Origin of the sequence: Pseudomonas sp. MIACH (assembly GCF_001269925.1) — a bacterium.
Classification (GTDB): domain Bacteria; phylum Pseudomonadota; class Gammaproteobacteria; order Pseudomonadales; family Pseudomonadaceae; genus Aquipseudomonas.
The window spans coordinates 116,527-128,266 of the sequence record NZ_LHVO01000017.1 but is presented as its reverse complement, the minus strand read 5'-3'; the positions used below and the strand labels follow the sequence as shown (position 1 = coordinate 128,266).

At 60.1% G+C, this 11,740-nt stretch carries 10 protein-coding genes, 1 tRNA gene and 1 pseudogene; 2 read left to right on the top strand and 10 right to left on the bottom strand.

Features of this window, described 5'->3' with window-relative positions:
- Nucleotides 1-109: 109 nt before the first annotated feature.
- From AD670_RS31395 to AD670_RS06455, 3 genes and pseudogenes are all read right to left on the bottom strand, one after another.
- Nucleotides 110-238, bottom strand: a pseudogene (locus AD670_RS31395) (ParA family protein); the annotation flags it as partial.
- A 121-nt stretch (nucleotides 239-359) separates the two neighbouring features.
- Nucleotides 360-435: transfer RNA gene (locus tag AD670_RS06460), tRNA-Asn, on the bottom strand.
- Between the two features lie 33 nt (nucleotides 436-468).
- Complete coding sequence (locus tag AD670_RS06455) at nucleotides 469-1,392, bottom strand: LysR family transcriptional regulator (RefSeq protein WP_053129452.1); 924 nt, start codon at nucleotides 1,390-1,392, stop codon at nucleotides 469-471.
- 100 nt (nucleotides 1,393-1,492) lie between these two features.
- Between AD670_RS06455 and lldD the strand changes: the two genes are divergently transcribed.
- Together lldD and AD670_RS06445 are read left to right on the top strand one after the other, a co-directional pair.
- Nucleotides 1,493-2,635: an FMN-dependent L-lactate dehydrogenase LldD gene (lldD, locus tag AD670_RS06450; protein WP_053129449.1), complete on the top strand. Its 1,143-nt coding sequence runs from the start codon at nucleotides 1,493-1,495 to the stop codon at nucleotides 2,633-2,635.
- A gap of 281 nt (nucleotides 2,636-2,916) precedes the next feature.
- Nucleotides 2,917-3,843 (top strand): GGDEF domain-containing protein, encoded by a 927-nt coding sequence (locus AD670_RS06445; RefSeq protein ID WP_053129446.1) that lies wholly within the window; start codon nucleotides 2,917-2,919, stop codon nucleotides 3,841-3,843.
- Between the two features lie 20 nt (nucleotides 3,844-3,863).
- On the opposite strand, the gene AD670_RS06440 is transcribed toward AD670_RS06445, so the two are convergent.
- The 7 genes from AD670_RS06440 to AD670_RS06410 form a co-directional block, all read right to left on the bottom strand.
- On the bottom strand, nucleotides 3,864-4,631 hold the full coding sequence (locus AD670_RS06440) for a TenA family transcriptional regulator (RefSeq protein WP_371263173.1): 768 nt from the start codon (nucleotides 4,629-4,631) through the stop codon (nucleotides 3,864-3,866).
- Nucleotides 4,632-4,708: 77 nt separating this feature from the next.
- Entirely contained in the window at nucleotides 4,709-7,171 is a 2,463-nt protein-coding gene (locus tag AD670_RS06435; RefSeq protein ID WP_053129441.1) for an EAL domain-containing protein, read from the bottom strand.
- 71 nt (nucleotides 7,172-7,242) lie between these two features.
- Nucleotides 7,243-9,045, bottom strand: coding sequence for an ABC transporter ATP-binding protein (locus AD670_RS06430; RefSeq protein WP_053129438.1), 1,803 nt, complete (start codon nucleotides 9,043-9,045; stop codon nucleotides 7,243-7,245).
- Complete coding sequence (locus AD670_RS06425; protein ID WP_172681448.1) at nucleotides 9,038-9,640, bottom strand: DsbA family protein; 603 nt, start codon at nucleotides 9,638-9,640, stop codon at nucleotides 9,038-9,040. Before AD670_RS06425 ends, AD670_RS06430 begins: the two co-directional genes overlap by 8 nt.
- A gap of 36 nt (nucleotides 9,641-9,676) precedes the next feature.
- Nucleotides 9,677-10,618: a rhodanese-related sulfurtransferase gene (locus AD670_RS06420; RefSeq protein ID WP_053129432.1), complete on the bottom strand. Its 942-nt coding sequence runs from the start codon at nucleotides 10,616-10,618 to the stop codon at nucleotides 9,677-9,679.
- A 118-nt stretch (nucleotides 10,619-10,736) separates the two neighbouring features.
- Nucleotides 10,737-11,033, bottom strand: a complete 297-nt coding sequence (locus AD670_RS06415) for a BolA family transcriptional regulator (RefSeq protein ID WP_053129429.1) — start codon at nucleotides 11,031-11,033, stop codon at nucleotides 10,737-10,739.
- 6 nt (nucleotides 11,034-11,039) lie between these two features.
- A complete protein-coding gene (locus AD670_RS06410) occupies nucleotides 11,040-11,558 on the bottom strand; it encodes a DUF2059 domain-containing protein (RefSeq protein WP_003236690.1) in 519 nt (172 codons plus the stop codon).
- Nucleotides 11,559-11,740: the final 182 nt, after the last annotated feature.

Below are 11,740 nucleotides of genomic sequence, written 5' to 3'. Positions count from 1 at the left end.
TGAAACAAACAGACTCAACGACTCTTTAGAAATATTACCCTGATAAACCTTCATCATTTCAACCCCAAGCTATCAAAAACCGACTGAGGAACATTTCCCTGGTAGAGCAAGAAGGTGCATAGAGCGACGACAGCGAAGGCTGATTATCCAGATCATCGGCGCAGAACGCGCCCAGATTGACGCCAACCGTGGTTTTACCCGGCCCGCCTTTGGTTGAAACGACCGCAGTGACTTTCATGATATTTACCTCTGAATCGTAGGATTTGAGATGCATTCATGCTGGCCACGCTGTGCGCTTTGATCACCCAGGAAAAATCCAAGGCAAAAAAAAGCCTGCATCGCTGCAGGCTTTTCCTATCTGGCTCCACGACCTGGACTCGAACCAGGGACCCAATGATTAACAGTCATTTGCTCTACCAACTGAGCTATCGCGGAATGCGCCGTATGTTACTGATTGAAAAGGAGAAGTCAAGCTTTCCCTGAGAATCTGGCGGATTCATCCGCGTGACCGGTTGAAAGCTGTTGCTCCTTGGCCAGCTCCAACCACGCGCGCACGGCGGGTGGCAGGTGGGCGCTGGCGCGCCAGGCTAGGGCGATGTGCCAGTCTGTATGGGGTTCGTCGAGGGGGATCAGGGCGATGTCCGCGTGTTGGTGTTTGTGCGCCAGCATGCGTGGCAGGAAGGCGACGCCGAGACCGGCGGCGACCAGGTCGACGATGAAGTCGATCTGCCCGCTGCGCGCGGCCACGCGGGGTGTCACGCCTTTGCGCTCGCAGGCAGCGAGGATCTTGGCATTCAGGGCGAAGCCGGCTTCGAAGAGGATGAATGGCGAATCCGCCAGGTCGGCGAAGTCGATGCGTTGACGCTGGGCCAGGGGGTGGCTCCTGTGCAGCACGGCCATCAGCGGTTCGTTGCGCACGGGCTGATAATCGAAGCCTTCATCAACCGGCAGCAGCAGTGCAGCGAGGTCGACCTCCCCCGCTTCCAGGCACTCGCGCAATCTTTTGCTGCCGTATTCGGTGAGTTCGATGTCGATGTCCGGGTAACGACTGCGATAGGTAGCAAACATCGTCGCAAACAGCACACCACACCCCACCGGTGGCAGGCCGATGCGCAGCACGCCGCGCTTGAGGCCGCGCAGGTCGTTGATCTCGCCGACCAGGTCATGGTGTTCGGCGAGCAGCACCAAGGCACGACGGTAGGCGATTTCACCGGCGGCGGTGAGTTCGTTGCGGTGGCCCAGGCGGTCGAGCAGCGGCATGCCGAGTTCCTCCTCCAGGGTCTTGACCGCCTTGCTCACCGTGGATTGGGTCAAGGCCACCACCTCGGCGGCTTGGGAGAATCCGCCCTGGCGCACCACTTCGACAAACGTGCGCAACGTTCTCAAGTTCATGGGTATTCCTTTAGCGACTGGATGCTAGCGATAAAAGTTGTTTTTATCATGACAGATAGTTGCCTATCCTGACCCGCCCAGCCTTGTGGAGATACGCTTCATGATCATCTCGTCCGCCTCCGACTATCGCGCAGCGGCCAAACGCAAGCTGCCGCGCTTCCTGTTCGACTATATCGACGGCGGCGCTTACGCCGAGCACACGATGCGCGCGAACAGTTCGGACCTGGCCGAGATCAGCCTGCGCCAGCGCGTGCTGCGCAATGTCGACAACCTGAGCCTCAAGACCACCCTGTTCGGTCAGGCGCTGGATATGCCGGTCATTCTCAGCCCCGTCGGCCTGACCGGCATGTATGCGCGGCGCGGCGAAGTACAGGCGGCCAAGGCGGCGGCGAACAAGGGCATTCCGTTCTGCCTGTCGACGGTGTCGGTGTGTTCGATTGAGGAGGTGGCGTCGCAGAGCCCGCAGTCGATCTGGTTTCAGCTCTATGTGCTCAAGGACCGTGGCTTCATGCGCAATGCATTGGAGCGGGCGCAGGCTGCCGGGGTTACCACCTTGGTGTTCACCGTGGACATGCCAACGCCCGGCGCGCGATACCGCGACGCCCACTCGGGCATGTCCGGGCCGTTCGCGGCGCAGCGGCGCATGCTGCAAGCCGTCAGCAAGCCGCAATGGGCGTTCGATGTGGGCCTGATGGGCCGCCCACACGATCTGGGCAATATCTCCAAATACCTGGGCAAACCCACCCATCTGGAAGACTACATCGGCTGGCTGGCCAATAACTTCGACCCGTCGATCAGTTGGAAAGACCTGGAGTGGATCCGCGAGTTCTGGAAAGGCCCGATGATCATCAAGGGCATCCTCGACCCTCAGGACGCCAAGGACGCGGTGAGTTTCGGCGCCGATGCCATCGTGGTTTCCAACCATGGCGGCCGTCAGTTGGATGGCGTGCTGTCCACCGCCAAGGCGTTGCCAGCGATTGCCGAAGCCGTGGGCGATAACCTGACGGTGCTGGTGGACTCGGGCATCCGCTCCGGGCTGGACGTGGTACGCATGCTGGCCCTGGGCGCCAAGGCCTGCCTGCTGGGGCGCGCAACCGCCTACGCATTAGCCGCCGACGGGCAGCGAGGAGTCGAGAACCTGCTGGACATCTTCGCCAAGGAAATGCGCGTGGCCATGACGCTGACCGGCGTCACGTCTATTGACCAGATTGACCACAACATCCTGGTGCAATCAGCCAAATAACTGACGTCACTGCTCAATGACTGTTTTTGAGGTAAAAAACAGTCATTGATTTATAAAGGTTTTTATTAATTTAAACGAAATGGCATGAATCTCGCTCTAACACCTTCCAAGCAGGTAAAGCGATGACAAGACGTGCGGCGGGGCCCAGGGGTTATAACCCTTTGCAAAGCGGTCTAAACTGTTTCCAATGTTTTACGGAACTGACGGAACAGTAAGACGCTTGGCACCCGCCACTCTCATCGAGCCTGTAAGACAGCTAAGTGCTTAGAGGCCGTTCTCTTATGAAAACACCAACCCAGACCAACGCAATTGACTTCGACAGTGCAAAATTGCAACGCCTGGGCTTTGGTCAGCCATCCCTCCTCCCACGCCGACCCACGACCGTCCCGCAACTTCGCCAGCAACTGGGCATGCTGCTGCAGACCAGCCTGGAGCCGGATCGCATCCTCGCGGTGTTTTTCCGTGAAGTTCAGCGCCTGGTTCCCCTCGACGCCCTGCACTATCGCCACCAGACCAGTGACCTGCGCCTGGAGTTCGGCCACCGTGGCCACCATTCGGTCAGCTACAGCCTGAGTCACGAAGGCGAGCACCTGGGCGAGCTGATCTTTCGTCGCAACCAGCGCCTGCTGGAAGAGGAACTCGGCCAGCTCGAATCCCTGTTGTCGACCCTGCTCTACCCGATGCGCAACGCGCTGTTGTACCGCGCCGCCACCCGCAGCGCCCTGCGTGATCCGTTGACGGAAACGGGCAATCGCATTGCCATGGACCAGACCCTGCAACGGGAAATTGACATGGCGCGCCGGCACATGCATCCGCTATCCCTATTGATGCTGGACATCGACCACTTCAAGAACATCAACGACACCCACGGCCATGCTGCGGGCGATAGCGTGTTGCGCGCCGTTGCCGCGGCGATCAAGAGCCAACTGCGTAATGTGGACATGGTGTTTCGGTTTGGCGGGGAAGAGTTTCTGATCCTGCTGTCCAACACCGGCCGGGATGCGGCGGCCATGGTGGGTGAACGCTTGCGTAAGGCGGCACAGGCCCAGGATTATTGGGCGGAAGGTACACGGATCGAATTGACGGTGAGCCTGGGCTGCTCCACCTTGCTGGCTGCCGAGTCTGGCGAAAGCCTGTTGCGCCGGGCCGACAGCGCCCTGTACGTGGCCAAGCGCGAAGGCCGCAACCGCCTGGCGATGGCGGGGTAAGCACCCCGCCCGCCCTTACATCAGGCTTCGCTGGCGACGCGCGCCTGTCGCTCGCGCACCGCCACTGGCGCTTTCTCTTTCTCCAGGCGCATGCAACTTTCCAGGAACAGGTACATGTAGTCGTAGCTCTTGCACACGGCCTGGCGCAGCTCTACCTGCAACGCCTTGCTCGGGTTCATCCCGGCCAGGGTGCAGATGATTTCCAGCGCCTCCCAGGGGTGGGCGTCATCGTACTGCGCGTGCATCTTCAGCCACTTCATCGCACGTTTGCGCTCTTCCTCGAGGAAGGCGGCCGCGTAGACGCCGGTGGAACACACCACGGCCGACCACTCCCCAGTCGCCCCTTCAATGGCGTAGTTGGTCGCGGCAATCGCAACGATCAGCGAATCGGCCGAACTGGTATGCCAGCACCAATGGCTCAGTGCATGCAGCTCCGGGGGGACGTTCTGCGCCTGCAACTCTTCCAGGCTGACGCCATGGGCACGGGCCCAATGCACCCAATAATCGGCGTGGTTAAGTTCCACGCGAATATTGCGCATCAGCCAGCGGCGCGCCATGTCCTCTCCAGGGTGGCGGGCAAATTTGGTCTTGGTGAGGTTCTGTGCCATGTACAAGGCGAACTGTTCCACTACAGGCCAGCCACCGATCAAATAATGGCGCATGGTCTTGGCGCTGAGCGTGTTATCACGCATGCGCTGGTACAGTTCGTGTTCGACAACGCGGCGCTTGCTCTCACTACAGTCCTGGATCAATTGCTGCGCCCAGGCGGGGTAACTTGAGGCTTCCATAAGCGGGCCGGTTCGGTTGAAGGTGTCGATCACAGTCGGGCTCCTTTTTAAGTGTGATGTACAGACCAGCAGAGATTTCAGCGGAATGTGCCGGGCGCCTTCAATAACAGAGGCTGCGGCCGTACAGGTCGACACTGCAGGCTGTCAAAGGTAAACAATTGCGGTCGTTCAATCAGGTAGCCCTGAGCGTAATCCACACCAATGTCGAGTAGAGCCTGTTCGATTTGCGGTGTTTCAACAAACTCGGCAATTGTGCGCTTACCCATGACATGGCCGATGTGATTGATCACTTCAACCATTGCGCGGTTAATCGGGTCGTCCAGCATATCCTTTACGAAACTTCCATCGATCTTCAGGAAGTCTACAGGTAAATGTTTGAGATAAGCGAATGAGGACATTCCGGCGCAAAAGTCATCCAGCGAAAAATGGCAACCTAAGGCCTTGAGTTCATTAATAAAGCGGATCGCACTGCCTAAGTTTGCAATGGCGCTGGTTTCGGTAATTTCAAAACAGATCATGCTCGGCGGAATATTGTAAGTATGAAATTTCTCGCGCAGGAATCCGAGAAAGTCATCATCGCCAATCGTTATACCTGACAGATTAATCGCACATATGGCCATGGGGCGGCCCGGACGCTCGTGGATGCAACGGGCGATAAGCGCAAATACGTTCTCCACCACCCAGCGGTCCAGGGACGTCATCAAACCGTAGCGCTCGGCGGCCGGAATGAAGCTGTCCGGCAGGATCACGCGACCCGCCTCATCGTGCAGGCGCAGCAGGATTTCAATATGCCCATTGCCGCCATCGGTGTGCCCGAGCGGTGAGATTTCCTGGGCGTACAGGCAAAAGCGGTTCTCCTCCAATGCCATGTGCAGACGCTGTACCCAGGCCATTTCGCCAAAGCGCACGGACAGTTCGGAGTCATCGGCGTGGTACACCTGCACCCGGTTGCGGCCTTTTTCCTTGGCCATGTAGCACGCCATGTCGGCGGCCCGCAGGGAGGTCTCCAGGGTGGTCGGGGTGCTCGATATATGCACCAGCCCGATACTCACGGTGGTCATGAACGGCCGCCCCTTCCAGACAAAATGCAGGTTTTGCACGGTATGGCGCAGGCTTTCGGCGATTTTTTCCGCCACCGCTGCCGGGCAGTTCTCCAGCAGGATGCCGAATTCATCGCCCCCCAGGCGCGCCAGGGTGTCACCTTCGCGCAGGTCCGATTGCAGCAGCGCACAGATGTGCCGCAGCAGTTCGTCGCCTGCCGCATGCCCGCAGGTGTCGTTGACCAGCTTGAACTGGTCCAGATCCAGGAACATCAACGCATGCCGCCCGCTCTGCGCCTGCCCTGCCGGGTGCAGCACCTGTTCCAGGCGGTATTCGAACTCGCGGCGGTTGGCCAGGCCGGTCAGCGCGTCATGGGTCGCCTGCCATGACAGGTTGGCGATGTATTGACGCTCCTGAGTCATGTCATGCAGCACCAGCACCGCGCCCGAGATCTTGCCGGCGCTGCGGATCGGTGCCCCCACCAGGGTGACCGAGACCGTGCTGCCATCCAGGCGCTGGATCGTTTTCGAGTGCTCTCGGCCGCCGCTGAGTTGGCCCTTGACGATGTGTTCGATCAGGGTGAATCCGTCAGGCTGGGCATTGTCATCCAACAAATTGAACAACGCGGCCAGCGGCAGGCCCTGGGCCTGGCTCGAATTCCAATGGGTCAGCGCCTCGGCCGCGGGGTTCATATACGTGATCGCACCGTCGACATCAGTGGTGATCACGCCATCGCCAATTGACTCCAGGGTGATCTGCGCCCGCTCTTTCTCTTCCTGCAGCGCATCGGCGAATGCGTGACGCTGGGCCAGCAGCTTATGGGTTCGCAACAGCGCCAGTACGATCAGGCCCAAGGCCGTCGCCAGATTAGTGATGACCAGCAACCGCAGGATCATCCGCGAGCCTTCACCCAAGGCATCGCTGAAGGCCTTGGCCGCGGGTGTCACACCGTCGTTGATCGCGATGATGTGCGCCTTCCACTGGCGCACATCGTTAGCGCCGACCTGGTCGCGAGTGACCGCCTGATGCATCTCGCGGGCGAGGTCATTGAGTTGAACCAGGTAGCCATCGCCGACCGTCCATAGCTGGATGGCTTTTTCCAGGTAGCTGAAATGGCGAAAGTTGAGGTACAGCCAAATCAGGCTGGAGACGTCATCCGGGTGGTTGCCGCCCTTGAGGATACCCAGGCGGGCCGCAGCAAGGTCGGGCACAGGACGGTCGAGGGCAATGCGCAGCTCGTGCCCGCCCTGAGGCACGGCAATGGCCTGCTGGTATTTGAGGTAGGTGGCTTCGTCGCGATTATCGGCGTAGAGGGTCAGGTAATAGATAGCGTCTTTCTGGCCCTTGGACCACAGGCTCTCGCCGGCCACATAACCACGCACGGCAGAAAGCATGTAGAGACTGACGCACCCCAACAATGCCTGGAACAACACCACGGCGATAAAGGGCCAGACAATGCCTAACAGCCTTGGCGTTCCTAGAATCCGCTTTTGCTTCATGAAGTCCCTTGCACATGCACTGCTGGATACGCACGCGAACATCCGGTTCCGATAGCTCAGCCTAGGCTAAATCAACGCACTTGTTGCAAGTGTCCATAGAGTTTGGCGTACAGGCCGCCATCGGCAATCAGTTGCTGATGATCCCCGTCCTCAGCAATGTGACCGCCGTCGAACACTAATACTCGATCGGCTTGTTTTACCGCCGACAGACGGTGAGCGATGATCAGTGTAGTACGGCCACTGAGGAAGCGCGCCAGTGCCTGGTGCAGGTTGTACTCGGTGGCGGCGTCCAGGGCAGAGGTCGCTTCGTCGAGGATCACCACCTTGGGTTCGGCCAGGACCATGCGCGCAATCGCCAGGCGCTGCCGCTGCCCGCCTGAAAAACGCACCCCGGAACGCCCCACCACACTGTCCAGACCCAAGGGCAGTGCCTTGACGGTAGCATCCAACTGGGCGATTTCCAGGGCCTGCCAACAGGCTTGGTCGCTACGTTCACGGCCCATGGTCAGGTTGGCGCGCACGGTGTCGTTGAACAGCGCCGGGTGTTGCAGCACCACCGCGACGTGCTCGCGAATGGTCTCCAGGCCGATCTCCTGCTGGGTGGCACCGCCGAAACGGATACTGCCCGCCAGCGGTGTGTACAGCCCGAGCAACAGTTGCACCAGGGTGCTCTTGCCTCCGCCGCTGGCGCCGACAATCGCCACCTTCTCACCGGGCGCGATGGTCAGGTTCAACTGGTTGAGTACCAGGTCTTCGCCGTAGCCGAAGTCCAGGCCACGCACTTCGATGCCCACGGTTTCGCGTCCGGTGAACGGGTCTTCACCGCCGGCGTACTGCGGCTCGTCGGCACGCGCCAGCAGTTCGTTGATCCGCGTCAGCGCCCCGCCCGCCGCGTAGTAGGCGTATTGCAGGTTGAGCAGTTGCTCCACCGGGCCGATCATGAACCACAGGTAGCTGAATACCGCGAGCATTTGGCCGATGGACAGGTCGGAAAACAGCACGGTGAGCATCGCCGCCGCACGGAAGATGTCGATACCAAACTGGAAGAGCAAGCCACTGGCGCGGCTGGAAGCGTCGGTTTTCCATTGCGAATGAATGGCGTAGTCACGCACTTCCTGGGCCCGCTGGCCGAGGCGTCCAAGGAAAAAGCCCTGGCGGTTGCCAGCGCGTACTTCCTGAATTGCATCCAGGGTTTCGGTCAGGGCCTGGGTAAAGCGCGAGGTGCTGTCGTTTTCCAGTTTCTTCAGGTGCTTGACGCGCTTGCCCAGTTGCACCGTGGCGTAGATCACCAGCGGGTTGAACAGCAGGATCAGCAACGCCAGCTGCCAGTGCATCCACACCAGGATCGCCGAGGTGCCGACCAGGGTCAGCATGGCCACCAGGAAACGGCTGAGGGTTTCGCCGACGAATTTGTCCAGCGTATCCAGGTCGGTGACCAAGTGGGTGGTGACGGTACCGCTGCCCAGGCTTTCGTATTCGCCGAGGGAAATACGCTTGAGCCGCTCGATCAGGCGCACGCGGATGCGGTACACGATGTCCTTGGCCAAACGCGCAAACAACCGGGCCTGCACCACGTTGAACAGCAGCGCACCGCAACGCAGAAGCAGGGTCACCAGCAGCATCAGGCCGATATAGCCGGCGGCTTTCTGCCAGACCAGGGGCAATGCGTGGTTCATCACCTTGAGCGCGGCATCACCATGGCCCAGCAGCACTTCATCCACCAGCAGCGGGAGCAACAGGGGGATAGGCACGCTGCACAGGGTCGCCAACACGGCAACACCATTGGCGATCCACAGGGATTTCTTATGGCGCAGGGCCAGGCGACGAACTTCCGCCCAAGTCAGTCGATCAGTGCGTTTGGGCTGGTCATACACAGGCAGCTCGCTCCAACCAACGGGCGAGCAACGGCGACAGCTCAGACAGCGGCTGATAGCCGTTAGTCAGCAACGCCAACTGGCCGTTACGCTCGGCGAGCAAGGTCGGAAAACCGGCGATGCCCAGGTCCTGGACCCAGGTGAAATCAGCCGCCGTGGCGGCGTGCTGCTCGGCGCGGTCGAAGGCGCCGGCAAACTCGATACGCGGGATGCCCGCCGCCTCGGCCAGCTCCACCAGCACGCTGGCGAGGGTCACGTCGCGACCCTCGACATAAAACGCGCGCTGGATCAGGCCCAGCAAGGTCCATGCGCAATCCGGCGCCAGGCTGCGCGCAGTGACGATGGCACGGCACGCAGGCTCGGTGTCGTAGACAAAGCCGTCGGGCAACGCGCCGTCGCGCTTGAACGGCTGGCCGGTGGCGTCGGTGACCGCCTGCCAGTGCTCAAGGATGTAGCGCCGCGTGGTCGGCTCCAGTGCCGCACCACTGCCGGTACGCAATCCGCCCACCACCAGGTGCACGTCCACGCCGGCCGCCTGGGCCTGCTCAACCAGCGCCTGCGCCACCGGGGCAAACCCCCAGCACCAGGAACACATCGGATCCATCACATAGAGCAGGCGCGCGGACATGGGTCAGGCCTCGGAAGGGGTTTGCTTGTAGTTGAAGCCAATCGGGTGCGGCATATTGCGGGCCTTGGCCAGTTCAATCTGCTTTTGCCGGTCGATCGCGCTGCGACGGGTTTTCTCCGGCAGCTTATCCCAGCAATGGGGGCAACTGATGCCCGCCACATAGTGTTCGGATGCGCGGTCGGAGGCGCTCACCGGCGTGCGGCAGGCATGACATTGATCGTAGTCGCCTTCGCTCAGGTCGTGGCGCACAGTCACGCGATTGTCGAACACAAAACAGTCGCCCTGCCATTTGGTTTCGGCCTGCGGCACCTCTTCGAGGTACTTCAGGATGCCGCCCTTGAGGTGGTAGACCTCATCGAAACCTTCGCTGAGCATATAGCTCGACGCCTTCTCGCAACGAATGCCGCCGGTGCAGAACATGGCGACCTTCTTGTGCTTGGCCGGGTCGAAGTTGGCTTTGATGTAGTCGGGAAATTCGCGAAAACTGGTGGTTTTCGGGTCGATAGCGCCTTCAAACGTGCCGATTGAGACCTCGTAGTCGTTACGGGTGTCGATCAACAGCACTTCGGGGTCGCTGATCAGCGCGTTCCAGTCCTGCGGGTCGACATAGGTGCCGACTTTCTTGTTCGGGTCGACGCCTTCGACGCCCAGGGTCACGATCTCTTTCTTGAGCTTGACCTTGGTGCGATAGAACGGCTGGTCATCGCAGTACGACTCTTTGTGGTCGATGTCGTCCATGCGTGGGTCGTTCTTCAGCCAGGCCATCAGGCCATCAATGCCTTCGCGGCTGCCGGAAACGGTGCCGTTGATGCCTTCTTCGGCGATCAGCAAGGTGCCTTTGATGCCGTTGTCGACCATCGCCTGCAGCAAGGGCTCGCGCAGGGCGACGTAATCTTCGAGGGTGACGAACTTATACAGTGCCGCCACGACAATCGGTTGAGTCATGGGTGTTCTCTCCAGGTGGCTACCCTCGTAAGGGGTGAACCGGATGCAAAAAAAACGCGCCGGCTAAGCGGCGCGTTGCGGATTCTAGCAAATGCAGGGTTTTAGCAACACCCGCGTATCAGCTATGCCCGCCGGCGCAGGTCGGCGAGGCCGGGGCTGCGTCGATTTTCGCCCATTCTTCAGGCGTGTAGGTATGCAGCGCCAGCGCATGAAATTGGCTCATCAGGTCACCCAGGGTGGCGTAGACCTTCTGGTGGCGCTTGACGCGGTTAAGCCCCTCGAACTGCTGGCTGACCAGCACGGCCTTGAAGTGGGTCTGCAACCCACGGCTGTGCATATGGCTCTCATCCAGCACGCTCAAGTGGTCCGGGACCAGGGCGGCGAGCGCCGTTTCGATACGCTGTTGCATGGTCATTCCTGCTTACTTCTTCTTGGCCGGTGCAGCGGCTTTTGGCGTCAGCTCGTTGGTCATGTCTTCCAACAGCTTGTTCACCACCGGCACGGCGCTTTCCAGCTTGGCCTGGGTCATCTGGGCCGATTGCTGGGTCAGTTGCGGCATTTTTTCCAGGACTTTCTTGCCCAGTGGAGACTGGTAGAAGGCAACCAGGTCCTTGAGTTCGGACTCACTGAAGTTGGTTGTGTAGAGCTTGACCATGTCCGGCTTCAGCTTTGGCCAGCCGATGGCTTGGTCCAGGGCGGCGTTGGCTTTTGCCTGGTAGCTGTCCAGTACGGACTGCTTGGCGGCAGGCGCCTTGGTCTGTTCGAAACGCTGGGCGAACATTTGCTGCACTTGCATGTACACCGGGGTACCCAGCTTGTCGGCATGGGCCAGGGTAAGGAAGGCTTCGGCACTGGCGTTGTGGCTGGCGGTATCGGCAAAAACCTGGCCGCTGGCGCAAACCAGAGCAACCGCGGTACAGATGGCACGAAGACGAGTCATCGAGTTTCCTTTTCTAGCAGGCGAGGTAAGACCCCAAGGGCGCCCATTCTGCGCCTAAAAAACGCTGCGGCTCAACCCCGAGCCTTACCGGGCGCGGATTGCAGTGAATGAATCCGATGAAAAGTCTTTTAGGGAACCCCCCAGGCTGATCAGGGCCTAAACTGCGCAAACGAACCTGAAGG